The sequence below is a fragment of the Clostridium sp. DL-VIII genome, from assembly GCF_000230835.1.
Taxonomy (GTDB): Bacteria; Bacillota; Clostridia; order Clostridiales; family Clostridiaceae; genus Clostridium.
In genome coordinates, this window is the sequence record NZ_CM001240.1 from 963,518 (window position 1) to 980,231 (window position 16,714).

20 protein-coding genes are annotated in these 16,714 nt (G+C 28.7%); 12 read left to right on the forward strand and 8 right to left on the reverse strand.

The window, feature by feature from the left end; translation table 11 throughout:
• Positions 1 to 172: 172 nt before the first annotated feature.
• Complete coding sequence (locus tag CDLVIII_RS04440; protein WP_009168231.1) at positions 173 to 634, reverse strand: hypothetical protein; 462 nt, start codon at positions 632 to 634, stop codon at positions 173 to 175.
• A gap of 260 nt (positions 635 to 894) precedes the next feature.
• Here CDLVIII_RS04440 and CDLVIII_RS04445 point away from each other — a divergent pair, with 260 nt between their 5' ends.
• Positions 895 to 1,221 (forward strand): hypothetical protein, encoded by a 327-nt coding sequence (locus CDLVIII_RS04445; protein ID WP_009168232.1) that lies wholly within the window; start codon positions 895 to 897, stop codon positions 1,219 to 1,221.
• 33 nt (positions 1,222 to 1,254) lie between these two features.
• Here the strand turns inward: CDLVIII_RS04445 and CDLVIII_RS04450 are convergent, their stop codons facing one another.
• The 3 genes from CDLVIII_RS04450 to CDLVIII_RS29155 form a co-directional block, all read right to left on the reverse strand.
• Positions 1,255 to 2,427 (reverse strand): site-specific integrase, encoded by a 1,173-nt coding sequence (locus CDLVIII_RS04450; RefSeq protein ID WP_009168233.1) that lies wholly within the window; start codon positions 2,425 to 2,427, stop codon positions 1,255 to 1,257.
• Between the two features lie 188 nt (positions 2,428 to 2,615).
• Positions 2,616 to 3,104 carry a membrane protein gene (locus tag CDLVIII_RS04455; RefSeq protein WP_009168234.1) on the reverse strand — a complete coding sequence of 163 codons (489 nt, stop codon included), beginning with the start codon at positions 3,102 to 3,104 and terminating at the stop codon, positions 2,616 to 2,618.
• Between the two features lie 97 nt (positions 3,105 to 3,201).
• Positions 3,202 to 3,555 carry a helix-turn-helix transcriptional regulator gene (locus tag CDLVIII_RS29155; RefSeq protein WP_009168235.1) on the reverse strand — a complete coding sequence of 118 codons (354 nt, stop codon included), beginning with the start codon at positions 3,553 to 3,555 and terminating at the stop codon, positions 3,202 to 3,204.
• Positions 3,556 to 3,775: 220 nt separating this feature from the next.
• On the opposite strand from CDLVIII_RS29155, the gene CDLVIII_RS04465 reads away from it, so the two are divergent.
• The 7 genes from CDLVIII_RS04465 (at position 3,776) to CDLVIII_RS04495 (ending at position 7,917) form a co-directional block, all read left to right on the forward strand.
• Positions 3,776 to 3,970, forward strand: coding sequence for a helix-turn-helix transcriptional regulator (locus CDLVIII_RS04465; protein ID WP_009168236.1), 195 nt, complete (start codon positions 3,776 to 3,778; stop codon positions 3,968 to 3,970).
• Positions 3,971 to 3,994: 24 nt separating this feature from the next.
• Positions 3,995 to 4,189, forward strand: a complete 195-nt coding sequence (locus CDLVIII_RS04470; protein ID WP_009168237.1) for a helix-turn-helix domain-containing protein — start codon at positions 3,995 to 3,997, stop codon at positions 4,187 to 4,189.
• Between the two features lie 138 nt (positions 4,190 to 4,327).
• Complete coding sequence (locus tag CDLVIII_RS04475) at positions 4,328 to 5,644, forward strand: phage replisome organizer N-terminal domain-containing protein (RefSeq protein ID WP_009168238.1); 1,317 nt, start codon at positions 4,328 to 4,330, stop codon at positions 5,642 to 5,644.
• 49 nt (positions 5,645 to 5,693) lie between these two features.
• Positions 5,694 to 6,320 carry an ATP-binding protein gene (locus CDLVIII_RS04480; RefSeq protein ID WP_009168239.1) on the forward strand — a complete coding sequence of 209 codons (627 nt, stop codon included), beginning with the start codon at positions 5,694 to 5,696 and terminating at the stop codon, positions 6,318 to 6,320.
• 126 nt (positions 6,321 to 6,446) lie between these two features.
• Positions 6,447 to 6,689 carry an AbrB/MazE/SpoVT family DNA-binding domain-containing protein gene (locus CDLVIII_RS04485; RefSeq protein WP_009168240.1) on the forward strand — a complete coding sequence of 81 codons (243 nt, stop codon included), beginning with the start codon at positions 6,447 to 6,449 and terminating at the stop codon, positions 6,687 to 6,689.
• Position 6,690: 1 nt separating this feature from the next.
• Positions 6,691 to 7,083: a hypothetical protein gene (locus tag CDLVIII_RS04490; RefSeq protein ID WP_009168241.1), complete on the forward strand. Its 393-nt coding sequence runs from the start codon at positions 6,691 to 6,693 to the stop codon at positions 7,081 to 7,083.
• 78 nt (positions 7,084 to 7,161) lie between these two features.
• A complete protein-coding gene (locus tag CDLVIII_RS04495; RefSeq protein WP_009168242.1) occupies positions 7,162 to 7,917 on the forward strand; it encodes a phage antirepressor Ant in 756 nt (251 codons plus the stop codon).
• Between the two features lie 83 nt (positions 7,918 to 8,000).
• Here CDLVIII_RS04495 and CDLVIII_RS04500 read toward each other — a convergent pair whose 3' ends face one another.
• Both CDLVIII_RS04500 and CDLVIII_RS04505 read right to left on the reverse strand, forming a co-directional pair.
• Positions 8,001 to 8,219, reverse strand: a complete 219-nt coding sequence (locus CDLVIII_RS04500; RefSeq protein ID WP_009168243.1) for a DUF2922 domain-containing protein — start codon at positions 8,217 to 8,219, stop codon at positions 8,001 to 8,003.
• 43 nt (positions 8,220 to 8,262) lie between these two features.
• Entirely contained in the window at positions 8,263 to 8,487 is a 225-nt protein-coding gene (locus CDLVIII_RS04505; protein ID WP_009168244.1) for a DUF1659 domain-containing protein, read from the reverse strand.
• A 136-nt stretch (positions 8,488 to 8,623) separates the two neighbouring features.
• Between CDLVIII_RS04505 and CDLVIII_RS04510 the strand changes: the two genes are divergently transcribed.
• The gene (locus tag CDLVIII_RS04510) at positions 8,624 to 8,932 is read left to right on the forward strand and encodes a hypothetical protein (protein ID WP_009168245.1); all 309 of its coding nucleotides are present in this window, start codon (positions 8,624 to 8,626) and stop codon (positions 8,930 to 8,932) included.
• Positions 8,933 to 9,511: 579 nt separating this feature from the next.
• On the opposite strand, the gene CDLVIII_RS04515 is transcribed toward CDLVIII_RS04510, so the two are convergent.
• A complete protein-coding gene (locus CDLVIII_RS04515; protein WP_009168246.1) occupies positions 9,512 to 10,342 on the reverse strand; it encodes an MBL fold metallo-hydrolase in 831 nt (276 codons plus the stop codon).
• A gap of 335 nt (positions 10,343 to 10,677) precedes the next feature.
• Between CDLVIII_RS04515 and CDLVIII_RS04520 the strand changes: the two genes are divergently transcribed.
• Complete coding sequence (locus CDLVIII_RS04520; RefSeq protein WP_009168247.1) at positions 10,678 to 11,100, forward strand: PPC domain-containing DNA-binding protein; 423 nt, start codon at positions 10,678 to 10,680, stop codon at positions 11,098 to 11,100.
• Between the two features lie 235 nt (positions 11,101 to 11,335).
• Here CDLVIII_RS04520 and CDLVIII_RS04525 read toward each other — a convergent pair whose 3' ends face one another.
• Positions 11,336 to 12,271 carry a LysR family transcriptional regulator gene (locus CDLVIII_RS04525; protein ID WP_009168248.1) on the reverse strand — a complete coding sequence of 312 codons (936 nt, stop codon included), beginning with the start codon at positions 12,269 to 12,271 and terminating at the stop codon, positions 11,336 to 11,338.
• A 153-nt stretch (positions 12,272 to 12,424) separates the two neighbouring features.
• On the opposite strand from CDLVIII_RS04525, the gene garD reads away from it, so the two are divergent.
• Together garD and CDLVIII_RS04535 are read left to right on the forward strand one after the other, a co-directional pair.
• A complete protein-coding gene (gene garD, locus CDLVIII_RS04530) occupies positions 12,425 to 13,942 on the forward strand; it encodes a galactarate dehydratase (RefSeq protein ID WP_009168249.1) in 1,518 nt (505 codons plus the stop codon).
• Between the two features lie 534 nt (positions 13,943 to 14,476).
• Positions 14,477 to 16,462 carry a methyl-accepting chemotaxis protein gene (locus tag CDLVIII_RS04535; protein WP_009168250.1) on the forward strand — a complete coding sequence of 662 codons (1,986 nt, stop codon included), beginning with the start codon at positions 14,477 to 14,479 and terminating at the stop codon, positions 16,460 to 16,462.
• Positions 16,463 to 16,714 lie beyond the last annotated feature (252 nt).

Genomic DNA, 16,714 nt, shown 5'->3' on the forward strand with positions numbered 1-16,714 from the left:
AAAGTTATATTTTTTATATTAAACTAGTTATGATAAAGCTGCATTATAATATATTACAATTGCACGGTAAAAAAATCGCAAATTCAAATAACTTGAATAATGCGATTCAGCAATTTGTTATTTATTTTTGATGATACATAATATAAGAAAATCATGCAACAATTTATAATTTCTAACCACACCAGTAATGAAAAACAGTTTTTCTTTTTTTTATTGCAAATTCACATAATTCATGTAAATCTTTAATAGCATCAATTGCACTTTGTGTTACTTCTAATATTTCATTTGGATATTGTTTTTGCATTTGTCTAAACCATTCGTCGGTTATTTTTTCTAATTCATCTGTATTAATCATAAATACATAATTTACCCATTTTTCATCAATCCAAAATAACCCATGGTCTGCTTCATCAATAATTATGTATAAATTTTCTCTTACTCCCATAGGCTTTAATTTATTAAATGTTGAAAGTGTAATCGAAAGAGTATTTAAGTCTTTTGGTGAGATATGTAATGAAAAATCCGCCTTTTTTGCTATACAATGCTCATCATCTAAAAGTTCAAAATCTATATCTTTAACGCCCTTAATAATTTTTTTATCATCTCCAATGAGAAACTCTAATGTTACCCCCATTTATATATAACCTCCTAATAATTTGTAATTTTTCAAAATACCCAAAATATTTTCTACATAAAAGTAGTTTACTATTATGAATCAATTATAGCACACTTTGTAAATAACACATTATTCGATTTTCAATGAACATTTTTATAATTTACTACGTCAGATTTACAAATTACTATTTGACCTTATAATAAAAATATAAAAAGTTTCTGATTTGACTTTAAAAATTGGACTTAAATCTTGTATATAAGTTTAAAGGAGAGATACATATGTATAAATCAAAGAATGATATGTCATATGAGCAAGTTAAGGCTATAATGCTGGAGCATGGATTAGAGGAGTATGATGATTCAGAGGGAACCAATTTTAAATTTGTAAAAGGGAAAAATCACATAAAAATTTTTGAGCGATTTAAACCAATGATTAGAGGAGGAATTACAGGTAATTTATATGTAGAAGTACTAGAAGATTATAAAACACAGTGTAGCAAAAATGGACATATAAATATTAAACTTGTACAAGACGAGAAAGAACTTAGAAATATCCTAGACAGCGTTAAGCAGTATTTTCTTAGAAAATGGAATGTTAATTATTAATAGTGTGGTTTTTTATAAAAGGAAGACTGCTTCTTAAACAGTCTTCATCATCTCAGCAAGCCCATCTAATTTAGATGCGGCTTTTTCTTTTATGTCATCAAGAACATGGGTATAGGTATTCATTGTAACTACAATATTACTATGACCCATTAGTTTTTGAACAGTTTTTTCTTTTTCTCCCAGCTCAAATAAACGGGTTGCATAGGTATGACGCAGATCATGGAATTTTATTATATCAAGATTATTCCCTGTTAATATATCTTTGAAACTTTGACGTAGTTTTCTACTGCTTATATATTTACCATATTTATTACAAAATACTAAATTATTATCTTCATATCTTTTAGTACTTTTAAATTTATTTTCTGCTTGATTTAATTTATGATGTCTTAACACTGATACTAAAAAATTAGGAATATCAACCTTTCTATAGCCTTTTTGCGTCTTTGGAGTCTGAAGAATTCTATCTATTTTGCCACGTCCTTCTTGAGTGGGATTAGAGACTTCAGCAAGAGTCTTAGTTACATTGATATATCTTTCTTTAAAATTAATATCATCCCAGGTTAACGCCAATAATTCACCTTGTCTTAAGCCACTATATAGAGCAGTCAAAAATAAAGCTTCATATGGATGATCTTTTATAATATTAACAAACTTTTTTTGTTGTTCTAATGTGAATGGATGAATCTTAGTATCTTTTGATAATTTTGTTTGCTGAGTTTCCTTGGGAAGTACTATAGCAGATGTGAAATCTTTTATTATTATATTTGTGTTATAAGCATATTTTATACAAGGAATTATTAAAGTATTAATACTTTTAACAGTATGAGGCGTTACCCCTTTCTTTATTAAATTATTATAGTATCTTTGAATATCAGAAGCACAGATGTCTTTTATTTTAATATCTGAAAGCTCACAATCTTTTATGTGTATTCGATATATACTTTCATATAGAGTTTGGGTAGATGGTTTTATATGCAGAAATTGCACATTAAAAAGCCATTCAGTAAAAAAAGTATCAAAGAATTCTTTATTAGCAACTATATTATTATCAAGTTCAGTAGTTAAAGTTTTTATCTTACTTTCTAATTCTTTGACTGTAAGAGCATAAAGATCTTTTGGCGTTCTTAAATTTTTATGCCTGAACCTGTAAAAATAATATTCCTTGCCAGATTTTATTTTCTTCTTGTATATCGTTTTTGCCATTATATTTACTCCTTCTATAGTTTGGATATAAACATACTTGAGAATAAATGTTACTGAAAGTTGCTATTTATAATGCTCAAGTATGTGAATTTAGTATGTGCAATTAGCCGTAGTTTATTACAAAATATAATATATATAATTAGTAATTAGATATATTATTTATAATAAAATTATTATATTTTGGTTAATTACAGACTAATTAAATAATCTAGTAAGTTATCTTTCTTTTCAACTTTAAGATATGGTTCAAAATAAATGAAATGGTTTTCAAATTCGGCAAAAATACCATAACGTTTCTTATAATTATTAATAGTGTTTAGTAAGTGTTGTTCAGTAACCTCTAGATATTCTGCAATTTCAAATGAATTAACTGCACCATATTCATAGGCATTGATTAAATCTTCTATTTTTACAGTGTGTTCATATCCCCACCTACGAGCTTTGATCTCTTGTTTTTTACTAACAATTTTATTGTCATCAAGAATGTTTCCGCAAGAAGTTTCATGATGTCCAATTTCTTCGCTAAGAATACATTTCTTTTCTACATTAGTAGTTACTTTAAGATTTATTAAAATCTTATTGTTTTTATAAGCTCCCTTTAAATTTATATACATGTTTTTCTCTTTAACTTTAATACCTTTTTCTTCTGCTTCAATTAATAAATTCTCATAACTCACTTTATCACCCCTGATATTAGTAAAAAATAATTATATTTAATTCAAACAGGTAAAGTAGTTTTTTGCATTATTCAAATAAAAATTAAGATTATAAATATTAAAATTCATCATTAAATAATATATCAATGTAGTCATTTAGCAATTTCAATTTTTGCGGAGTTAAATTTTTTTCTTCCAAATGTGCAGCAACAGTATTAATCTGTTTTTGTTTTTCATGAGTAAAAGCATTTTTCAATGAAGAGCTTGGATAATTTGAAGATTTATCTTGAAAGATTTCATCAATAGATACTTTAAGAGCAGCTGCTATTTTACTTAATAATTCTATACTTGGTTCTCTTTTATTATTTAATATATAGCTAATATGAGTAGGACTTACACATACCATTTCTGCTAATTTCTTAGCTGAAATATTATTAATAATCATTAATCTCTTAATATTATCAGATAACACATTAAACACCTCTTGAACTATTTGTTTAAGCTTATTATAAACTAGCAGTTAATATTTGGCAATAAAAACCTTTTGTAAAATGAGAAAAAGTTAGCAAATGGAGTGATAAATGTAAGAAACTTCAAATTATAATGAACTTTAAGCTTATATGCAACTTTGTAATTAACTTTTAGTTTAATATAATATAAACAATAAGTTAATTTTTGGAAGGAGATGCCTTATGAATAAAATTGATAAGCTAAGAAAAAGAAAAGCTTTAAGTTACAATGATATAGCAAAGTCAGCGAAGATATCAGCACAGTATGTATACCTTTTAGCAAAAGGAAAAAGAATAAATCCTAGTTTTGAAATAATGAAAAGCATAGCTAATGCATTAGGTGAAAAAGTAGAGACTGTATTCAATATGAATAACTAACGAATGGTTCAAGGGGGAGAAGGTATGGAACAAAATGTAACTAAAATAGTAATAACTCCAGTAGAGTGTATAGAAATTTTAGGTTGCAGCAGGAGCATGATGTATGACAACTTATTAAGAAGAAAAGATTTTCCTTGTTTTAGAATAGGAAAGAGAATTTTTATAAACAAAGATAAACTGCAAAATTGGATAGATAAGCAATGTGAGCATAAAAGATAGGTAGATTAGAAAGGGATTTATAAATGAATTTCAAAATCTTCAAATGTTATATCTATATTTGCAATTCAATTGGAACAAGTCCATCCTGGGATGGGCTTGAAAGGTTTAGAAAATTTTATTTATGGGAGCGTGAAAATAATGGCAGATATTAAATGGATTAAATTAGCTACTTGTATGGCTGATGATGAGAAAATGAAATTAATAGATGCAATGCCAGAGAGAGATACAGTTCATTATTTATGGATAAGATTACTTATACAAGCAGCTAAGACTAATGCTGATGGGGAGATATTCTTATCAGAGGATATGCCATATACAGATAAAATGCTTGCTGTAATATTTTCTAGGCCTTTAGCATCAATTAAACTTGCACTGAAAACATTATCTCGTCTTGGGATGATTGAAATAGATTATGATAAAGTAATTAGAATTGTAAACTGGGACAAACATCAAAATATAGAAGGAATGGAAAGAGTACGTGAACAAAATAGAAAAAGAGCTGAGAACCATAGAGAAAAGAAAAAATTAGATAAGAAAGCAGCTAAAAGCAATAAGGAAGAGACTCATGATGATGAGGTCTTAGAAGAAGATATAGACTTAGAAAAAGATCTGGATTTGGATGAAAATAAAACCATAGAAGAAAAGAAAAATTTAGAAGAGAATAAAGCTCTAAATAAAAATGAGGCATTAGAAAAATTAGAAACTAGTGAAGAATCTTCAGAAAATACAGTTATTGATGATAAAACTAATACTGCTACTAATGAAGCAGCTAGTGATATCAGCGCGGAAATTGCTAATAATAATGAAGATCTCAGTAATAACATTATAGAAACTGTTGATAATAATTGTAATGGTACTAAAAATACTAGTAACGTTACGCAAAATGAAAGTAACGTTACAGTAACGGAGCAGAATAAGAAAGAGATAGAGATAGAGATAGAGAATAAGAAAAAGAATAAGAAAGAGAAAAAAGAAATAGATAAAGATAAAAACATAGAGAGTAATAAAAATTCAATTTCCAGCGAAGAAGTAAGTCAGTCTAGTCTCTTTGAGCAGCATAATAATACTAAAAGTGAATGTGCAGAAGATGAGGATATAGATATTAAAGCCATAGAGCTTATGCATTATCATGAAAAAATAACAGGAAAAGTTGGTGTATGTGACTATATTGCACTTAGATCAGCTATTGATATTCATGGAGAAAAGCGGGTGAAGATGGCCATGGATGTCGGCTTTGAAAAAAATTGCCATGACATAAAGTATGCAATTGGAGTACTAAAAAACTGGAGGAGAGATGGGTATCCAGAAGATCATATGGAGGTGAAGAAAAATGGGGTTAGAAGCAATGGAAAGAGTAGCACAGCAGATAAAAATGAATTTGCAGGATTCAAGCCAAAGGAACCACGAAAACTTACAGAAGATGAAAGAAAGAGAATTCAGGCAAACCTCATATAAGTGCAGTAAATGCTGCGATACAGGATGGATACTTATTAAGCAGGAACATATGCAGCCTCTTGCTGTAGCCTGTGAATGCAGGAAAATAGAAAAGCTAAAAAGTGAGTGGAAGTATTCAGGAATTAATGTTGAACAAAGTAAACTTACTTTCTCTAGTTTTGAAGTTTGGAATAAGGCTTCTCAAAGGATAAAGGATACTGCAGGAGCTTACTGTACTGATTTTGATGAAATTAGAGATAAGCGAAGAAATAGTATTTTATTATGCGGTCAGGTTGGCAGCGGTAAAACACACTGCAGCATTGCTGTTGCACTAAATTTTTTAAAACAAAGGATTAAAGTAGTGTATATGCCATATCGAGATGTGATTACAAAGATAAAACAAAATATGATTGATGAAGAATATTACACCAGGACCATTTCGAAGTATCAATTATGCGAGGTACTGCTTATTGATGACCTCTTCAAGGGAAAAATCAATGAAACAGATGTAAATATTATTTTTGAAATCATTAATTATAGGTATCTTAATTTTCTGCCTATCATAGTCAGCAGTGAATTTTCTATTGATAGATTACTAGTATTTGATGAAGGAGTTGCCTCACGAATATATGAAATGTCAAAAGATTATGTGGTTGAAATTGAGAAGGATATTAGGAATAACTATAGACTTAAGTGACAATTCACAATTATCAATTATCAACTCATATGAAATGGTTTTTTATGGAAAATTTTTAAGTTTTGAATATGTATTTTAAATTTTAGGATTAAGCATAAATCAATGTGTGAAAGGAAGTTGTTTTAAATGAGAGCATCAGGAATTATAAGAAATGTTGATCCATTAGGAAGAGTTGTAATACCAAAGGAAATGAGAAAAGTAATGGAGATTAATGAAGGGGATCCAATTGAAATAGTTAAGGTTAATAATGAGATTGTTTTGAGGAAATATAGTAAGGGATGTATATTTTGTGGGAATGATGAAAATGTAAGTGAATTTAATGATTTATCTGTTTGTAGTAGCTGTAGAAAGGCTTTAGGGCAGAATTAAAATGGACAGGCCGAAAAATTTACCTAACCGCCTGGAATGCGCTTATTGTCAAAGGTGTTATAGGCATGGTGGAGAATGTCAGGGGCAAAACGTTAATATGAATGAAGATGGCTGCCTTTATTTTAAAATGGATGAAAAAGGCTGTATAAGAAATATAGATCAAAGTATACCTTTTAATCTATATAGTGATATTACACCAGTTGGAATGTGGAAAGATGGATGGACAATATATAATGAAGAAACTGAAATCAGAATAAATAAGATATATGCCTTAAGCTGGAATGAAAGAAAAGGCTTGCTATATGTTAAATGTAATTTTGATTATTTTATTAATGAGTTTAATGAAGATTATAGAAAAGAAGCTAATAAACCAAATTTAAAGGTTATAAAATAAGTCATATGAAAAAATGAATATTTTGTATTATTGATAGAGTATTAAAAGATAAAATTCTTATGAAAGGGGATAAGTAAAGTGGGAGGCTTATTAATTTTCAAAAATGAAAGATTTGGAGAAATAAGATGGGCGAAGGTTAATAATAAGGATTATGCAGTTGGAATTGATATAGCAAAAGCATTGGGATATAAAAATCAAAGAGATGCACTTTTAAGACATTGCAGGGGCGTCGTGAAACACGACATAGGGGTAATTACCGGAAAGAGAAAAGATGGAACGGATGCTATTCAAAATGTAGAAATGAGTTTAATACCTGAAGGTGATATTTTTCGCCTAGCTGCAAAATCTGAATTACCAGGAGCAGAGAAATTTGAAGTATGGATTTTTGATGAGGTATTACCTAGTATACGAAAAACAGGAATGTATGCAACAGATGAATTATTAGATAATCCAGATTTACTTATTGCTGCAGCTACTAAGTTAAAAGAAGAAAGAAAAGCAAGGCTTGAAGCTGAAAAGAAAGTAAAGTTACTAGAACCTAAAGGACAATTTTACGATGATGTTGCAGGATCTAAAGACTCTATTGAAATGGGCCATGTTGCAAAGGTTCTTGGTATAAGAAAAATGGGAAGAAATAGGCTTTTCTCATTATTAAGAGAAAAGAAAGTCTTAGATAAAAATAATGTTCCTTATCAGCAGTATGTTGACCTAGGCTATTTTAGAGTGCTGGAGCAGAAATACTCAGTACCTAGTGGGGAAACGAAAATTAATATCAAAACAATGGTATTTCAAAAAGGGATAGATTTTATAATGAGAAAAATTAGAGAACAATGAATTATAGTATTTTATGAGGATGATATATAAAAAATGGAGATTTATCCTTTCAATTAGGACAAACCTCCATTTTTATTAAAGGACTAAGCCACCTCAAATTTAGTAACTTGTCTTTGAGTCAATTGAGCGCCAGATTTTTTAACTAAATCGCCAGAATTAGTTTTGAAAATATTCTTGGAAATTATAGTTTCCATAAGTGCATTGACGTCATCTTTAGTAAGAGTAGATTTAACACCACTAACGCTTAAAGTAGTTTTTAAGCCAGCTTCAGTTAAAAAAGTCATAGCTAAAGTATATTCCATTTAACATGCCTCCAATCTTAAAAATTTACGTAAGATCATGATCTTATGCATTTGCTAAAATAGAAGATTCATTAATAAAGTAATCTCTAGTTTTAGCTTCCATAACATCTTTTATTGCATCAGCAACATCATAGACATTTTGAGGAGCAGCATCTGTTTTTACACCAGAAAAAGTCTTCTTGCTGTAGATTGCGTCCCCGGCTTTATCAGTCCCACTTTGAACCTCAATGCTTAGGGATGCGGTTTCAATTGATTTAGTTACAGCCATAGTTTTTTACCTCCTTCATTTTGTTTTCATAAAGGATATATGGATAAATGATTGATATTACATAAATAGATGAAAATTATTTGGTTTTCTATGAACCAAAGAACTAAAACAGATTAAAGATATTGAAAGGATGAATATGAAAAGTGAATGTTTTATTGCAGGACAAATTAGTATATTTGATTTGCCAGTTATAGAGATTGTAAAACCAAAGAAAATCATGATTAAAGAAGAAAATAAAGAAATAGGTAATAAGTTTGATAATATCATAAAATTATATTCACATAGCTGCAGAAGAATAGTAAAAACACTTAGTAGAGAATTATTAGTTGAATTCGATGATAAAACTTTATATTTTAATTCTAAGGGAATAAATGAATTTAATCGTCCTATTAATGTTGGAATAATGTCAGGTGAAGAGATAGTTATTGTTAATCAGGATAAATAAATTCTACTATATGATTAAATATTTAGAAATAAGGTAAGCATTAAAATAAAAAGATTTAGGAGGATTTGTAGTTGATGTAATAAATAATTTAACATTATTTTTATTAGATGGGTGTGTAGTTACTATAGTGGTTACAGTAGTATATATAATAGAAATAATAAAATATGAGAAAAAGTATATGTTACTCAATGCAGAATTAGATAAGATGAAAATTAATAATATGATAAATAAAGATAAAATTTAGGAAATTTAAAATGTATAAATGTAAATGAAAGTATTGCTAGATTTTTATGTTATAGAAGTTTTTTTATTTGAGAGAGTAGAAATTATTTTAAGTATGAGAAATAAGAGTATAGAATAAAATAGCACTACTAATTGGAGATATAGTTATTTGAAATTTATATGTATATTATGACCAAAATGAGATACTTACTTATGTACTTAAAGCATAACAGAAATATAGCTGAAAGGGTTCAACCAAATTCAATTCAACTTTATGCATTCTGTTTAGAAATGTATCTCATTTTGGTGTGTTTACACTGCGTTCAATTATATTAAATGTTGTTTATATGTATCTGATTATAAATCAGATACAGAATCATGAGATTCTAATTCAATTATGTCTAAATCATCTGGCATATATATGTTTCCAGAAAAGTCCTCTTTGCCTTCAGCTATGTATAATTCTTTTCTATTCGCCAAATTTGTATCTTCTGTATGATAAAGAATAATATTTTTTACATTTAATTCTTGAGCATTTTTGCAAGCATCTTTTGCTGTGGCATGATGCTTTTCATACGGTTTAAATATTTCTCGTTGTGAATAAAGGCAAAATGCTTCGTGAAGTAAATAATCTACATTTGTGCAATAACTTTTTACGTTTTCCCTATAAGGTTCATCCCCTAAAAATGTTAAAGTCTTGTTATTTTTGAGTGTTGTCTTAAATCCATATTGAAGATCTTTTGTACTATGTATATCAAAGAATGTAGTAGGTCTATCAAGTATAGTAGTAGAATAATTATCATTAATTCCGTTAAATAATATTCTATTATCAAAAAGTTTTAAAAATTTCTTCTGAAGAACAAATGAAGAAATTGTTTTTATCGCGGTTATAGATGTTTCATGACAGTAAATATTTAAATTACCTGTATATTTATCATTCAAAATACTTTGAGCTACAGCACGAATAACCCAAATACTGCCTAGTATGTGATCATTGTGATTGTGGGATATAAACATATTATGTATTTGGTTAATAGGAATATTTAATTTTTCTAGGTTGGTAAGTATTGTATTACCGCCACCAGCATCAATGAGAAAATGCCCATTATCTTTAGATAAAGTGAAACATGTGTTATAACATTTAGTAACCATAGCAGAGCCTGTACCAAGTATATTTATTTTTTCCATTTTTAATCTCCTTGTAGTAAAGATAAGAATAATATAATTAAGCTTTTTCTTATCAATAGATTTTGTAGTAAATATCTGTAGTTAGTTAATAACATTATTAGAAAAAGTATAATAACTAATTACAAATATTATAAAGATATTGCGATTTATTTAAGTTTATACATAATTATAAAATAATAAATAATAAATTTAAATTAGTAATATGCACAAAAAAATGTAAAGATAATAGTTAAGTTTTATGCAAATACATAATGATTTATGTGCGCAAAAGCATTATATTTATAGCACTGAAATATATAAATTTAAGAAATTAAAAATAATTGGGGGGGATCTACATGAAATTCAGAAAAATAAATTCCGATTATGTAATAAAGATGGATAAAGGCGATGATTTAGTTAAGGAAATTACTAAATTATGTGAAAGTGAAAACATTAGAGGTGGATATTTCACAGGAATTGGAGCAATTTCTAGTGTTAAATTAGGATGGTTTAACCCAAAAGAAAAAGTATATGAAACTAAAGATATTGAGGAATATTTAGAAATAACAAGTCTTGTGGGGAATGTTGGGAGATTATCAAACGGTGATGTTCTTGTTCATAATCATATAACATTATCAGATAGAAACTTTAATATTGTAGGTGGTCATTTATTTGAAGGGAAAATATCTCTAGCTGCGGAAATATTTCTTAGGGACTTAGGAGAAGAATTAGAAAAATCTCAAGATCCAGAATTTCACCTTAACTTCTTAAAACTATAAGATAAAAATACTATTGGGTTGTTGCATTAGCGATAGATGATAGATGAAGTAAGATACATATCAGTATAAAATAAATATTAAAAGTTTAATGCTATTTTAGAAATTTTGGTTTTGATAATATTTATTTTTAAATTAGCCTTGAAATGCTGATTAATGCATTTCAGGGCTTTTTGCATTGCAAAAGTCTAAATATAAACTAGAGAAATTAGCTAAATAAGAATATTTCTAAGTAAATTTAAATTTGAATAAGATTGAAATTTTTTCTTAAAGTATTCCAATAAATCGAAGCAAGTTTGATAAAATCTTCTGTAGCTTTACTTAAGTAGACACCTTTTTTGTGTACGGCAACAATTCTTAATTGTGGTTTTTGTGGCAGAGAGAAGTACGCAATATTATTGGAATCTATAGCATAATGTTCTGGTAATATGGTGCAGCACAAATTTTTTTCAACCATATTAATTAAAGTTTGACAACTTTTTGTTTCAAATAATACATTAGGGGTAAAGCCAGCAGCTTGAAATAATGGATTTACAGCATCACGGATTGTGCTGCTCTTTGAAATCAATACAAATTCATCATCTTTTAATAATTTTAAGTCAATCTCATTAAGAAAATCACCATATCTGCTTCCACTTTCAGCTAGAGGATGACAAGAAGGAAGAGCAACTATAATGTTTTCATTTAAAATATATTTATATGAGAAATCAGTCTTTTGAATATCATCTGATAAGGTTAAAAATCCTAAATCTAATTCCCTGCAATTAATCATAACCTCTTGTTCTTTCACGCTAAGTTCCATTGGTTCAACAATAACATTTGGGTGCAATTTATGAAATTCAGGATAAACTGATGCAAACATAGATATTCCTCTTTCAGGAGTTAAACCTATGGACAAATGAGTATTTTTTAGATTAATTAAGTCACTGATTTTGTTATATGTTTCTTTTTTTAAACCAAGAATTTCTTTGGCAGCAGATATGTATATTTCACCAACTTCAGTTAAATGCCAATTAGTTCTAGAACGATAGAATAAGGAAGCACCTAATTCTTTTTCTAATTTTAACAACTGTTGGTTCAATGCTGATTGCGTAATGAAGAGTTTTTCAGCTGCTTTTGTTATATTTTTTTCTTCTGCAATTTTAACCATATACTCAAGTTGTTTCAAATCCATGTATATCACCTTCTATAAGTTTTTCTAAGAGTACTCTTATTTTAATCAATTTGATTAATACTTACTTATTTTATACAATAAAAATGAAAGAAAAACAAATAAAAAACGTTTAAATATATTTTTTATTGGCAGTTTAAGAAAGGAGACATATATATGGGAAGAAAAACTTATATTAAGATTAATGACCTTGATAATGTAGCAATTGCTATTAATGCAATCTCAGCTGGAACAGAAGTTATGGATAATATATTAGCCAATCAAGATATTCCTCAAGGCCATAAAATTGCACTATGTGATATCCCAAAAGGAGGTAAAATTGTTCGTTATGGAATCGTTTTAGGTTATGCGATTAATCCAATAAAAAAAGGAGACTGGATTAATGAAAAAATGCTAGAACTTCCTGTACCTCCTTCTGTAGATAAAATGGAGTTCGCAACAAATATTGTTACTGATCTTCCTGAGGCTCCAGTGAAAACCTTTGAAGGATATAAAAATCCTAATGGAGGTTATGCTGGTACAAGAAATATTCTAGGAATAAGCACAACTGTACAATGTGTAACAGGTGTCTTAAATGTAGCTGTAAAGAAAATGAAAGAAGAACTACTTCCAAAGTATCCAAATGTAGACGATATCGTACCAATTAACCATGCTTATGGATGTGGAGTTGCTATTAATGCACCTGAAGCTAAAGTTCCAATTAGATCATTAAAAAATCTTGTGAAAAATCCTAATTTTGGTGGAGAAGTTATGGTTGTAGCCTTAGGCTGTGAAAAATTGACAGTGGAAATGTTATTGGATGAAGCTGATATAAGTCCAGAAAATGTAATTGTTCTTCAAGAACAAAAGGGAATGGATGCCATGATAAATGCATTAATAGAAATGGCTGATAAGAAATTGGCTAAATTAAATATGAGAAAGAGAGAAACTCTTCCATTATCAGAACTTTGTATTGGAATGCAATGTGGTGGTAGTGATGCTTTTTCAGGTGTTACAGCAAATCCAAGTGCAGGGTATGCAGCTGATATGTTAGTTCAAGCTGGAGCAACAGTAATGTTTTCAGAAGTTACTGAAGTTCGTGATGGTGTACATATTATTGGTGAACGCTGCATAAACGAAGAAGTAGGCAAAAAACTAGCAGCTGAAATGAAATGGTATGATAACTATTTATTGAATGGACAAGTTGATCGTAGCGCTAATCCTACTCCAGGTAATAAAAAAGGTGGATTATCAAATATCGTAGAAAAAGCCATGGGTTCTATTGCAAAATCAGGAACTTCGCCAATAGTAGAAGTTTTATCACCAGGTGAAAGACCTACTAAAAAAGGACTTATATATGCAGCAACACCAGCCAGTGATATTGTATGTGGTCCATGTCAACTTGCATCAGGTATTACGCTTCAAGTATTTATGACAGGTAGAGGAACCCCTTATGGTTTAGCAGCTGCCCCTGTAATTAAAGTATGTTCTAGAAATGATATGAAGGATATGTGGCAGGATTTGATTGATATAAATGCTGGACCTATAGCAACAGGGGAATCTACTATTCAAGAAACTGGAACTAAATTATTTAATAAGATTATTGATGTTGCGAGTGGAAAAGAAAAATCTTATGCTGAAAAATATGGACTTCATAATGACTTGTGCATTTTTAATCCAGCACCAATTACTTAACAAGTAGATATAGTATAAAAATAAGAAAGTACTGAATCAGCAGATTTCTTATAATTTATAAAATAAAATTGAACACGTGAAAATAGAAGTGATTTATAATTGAGGAATACAATTTATTGGCTTGTATAGATTTTATTTTTTAAAATTTGTAAGTATCTATATGCTTTGGGATATTTTTTATTTAATTCTAATATATGAATATTAGTAAAGTTTTAGAAAGTGATTAATAATTTTGTAATTTAATATTAAATGATCAATGAAAAACATAATAATTTAGAGATTGCAAAGTAAATTTTACTATAACATCAATAAGAGTTCTAGATGAGATATTATATATCAGCTAGAACTCTGAATTTTTTAAAAATAAATATGAAAAATAAGGAACATATAGAAATAAACTGAAGAAATAATAAGGATGCATGAGTCAATTTCTAAATATTTAAATATTGGGCTAATGTATTTTATGACTTACCAAGAAATTATAATAGCTAATTCAAAAAGAACATTACATTTAAGAATTTAGGAGGATAAGCAATGAATATAAAAAAGAAATTGACATTATTACTTTTAGTAGTAAGTTCTCTGCCAATTATAATTTTTACAGTAGTTAATCTATATATTTCTCAAAATCAGCTTATAGAAAATGCAAAATCAGAGAACCTTAGGAGAACAGCAGTAGTTGATCAGAAAATAATTAACTTAATTGATGAAAATTTATCTGGAATACAGCTTCTAGCAAGAAATCCAATTGTTCGTTCTTATGATGCGGAAAAAATCAGACCAGTTATTATGGAGGCTTTAAAAGTGCATCCAGATCTTTTTGGAATTACTTTAACAGAAATAAATGGGCAGCAGTTTGTAAAAACAAATGATTCGGAATTAGCAAACATATATGATCGTGATTATTTTCAATCAGCTGTAAAGGGTAATGAAGAAGTTGTATCAGATGTTCTTTTAAGTAAAACTACAGGAACTCTTCAAGTAAATTTAGCATCATCAGTAAGAGATAGTTCTAATGGAAATGTAATAGGGGTATTACAAGGAACACTTGAAATTAGTATGATCGATAATTTTGTTAAAGAACTTTCAGATGATGGTGTAACAGTATATATTTTAGATAAGAATGGTAAAATGTTGGCACACCCTACTCAAGATATGAGCAACTTGGAAGAACGTGAAGATTTAAAGAACTTTGATTTTGTAAATGATGGATTGTCAGGAAAAAGTGATTCTGAAATGGTTACTAAAGATGGACAAAAGATGCTTATAAGTTATATTCAAGATAAAAAAACAGGTTGGTTAATTTGTGCAGAAGTTCCACAAAGTATCGTTGTACATGAAAGCTTAGACAATGCAATTAGAACTTCTTTAATAGGGTTATTAATATTAGCTATAACTTGTGGAATTGTTTTCATACTTGCAGGAAGAGCAGTTAAACCGCTTCAGTTACTTGTATGTGTTGCTAATAAAATTTCTGAAGGGGATTTAACAATTCATAACATTAATATAAAATCAAAAGATGAAATAGGGAATTTAGGAAAATCCTTCGAGAAAATGATTTATAATTTAGAAGAAGTTATAAATAGTATTAAAGGAAATTCATCGAAGGTTTCAGAATATTCAAGAGAAATGATAGAGGTCTGCGAACAGCAAGCTAATGGTGCAACGAATACAGCTGATAATACAAATAAAATTGCAGAAGGAACTTTTGAACTGAGTGCTAAAATAGAAAAAATAAATCTGAGTATGGGAAATTTAAATAATGCAGTAGAGGATATGGGAGAAAAGTCCAATATTGTTTCTTTAGCTGTTGATAATGCATCAAACTATTCTGAAAAGGGTAGTGAGGCGCTAAATGAAGTGAATTTAAGTATGAGAAACATTCAAAAATCAGTTAATGAGACTGCTAAGGTTATAGTTAAATTAGGAGAACACTCAAAAGCGATAAGTCAAATTACGGAAGTAATAAAAGGAATATCTGAGCAAACAAACTTGTTAGCACTAAATGCAGCTATAGAAGCAGCACGTGCTGGAGAACAAGGAAAAGGATTTGCAGTTGTAGCTGACGAGGTTCGTAAGTTAGCTGAGCAATCAGGCGAGGCGGCTAATCAAGTAAGTAACATTATTAGTGGTATACAAAAAGAAAATGAAAATGTAATTTTAGTTATGAATAAAGGCGTAAAAGAAGTAGATACTGGCTCAAAGGTAATAGGGGAAGCTAACAGCTATTTTGAAATGATATTTAAGTCCATACAGGAAATTTCAACAAACATGAAAAAAGTTAGCTACTCAATAAATCATATGAACAATAGTAGTAAAGAAGTATTTACAAATTTAGATTACATAGTTGAACTTTCCGAAAAAGTATCTAGTGAAACGCAAGTTATTTCTGCTACAACAGAAGAACAGGTTGCTTCAATCGAAGAAATGACAGCTTCAGTACATAGTTTTAGTGATATGGTAGTTAATCTTGAGAGGTTGACAAATAAATTTAAAACTAATGATGGGGAACATGCTTAATTATAAATATAGTAGAATTAAGTTCAATTTATAAATTATAAAATGAGAAAGTTTTATAGGAATTATATCCATAGCAGGAATATTATATTCCAAGGTGAAAAGTGCAATATAATATTTTAATAGTTATTTTAGTATCATTCCACTTTATATATAATGATTTTAGTAATAAAAGTCCTATATTAATAAATCATATTGTGCATATGCATAATATAAAAAGAAAATATTTAGCCAGTTGAATGATGAAAAAAGTGT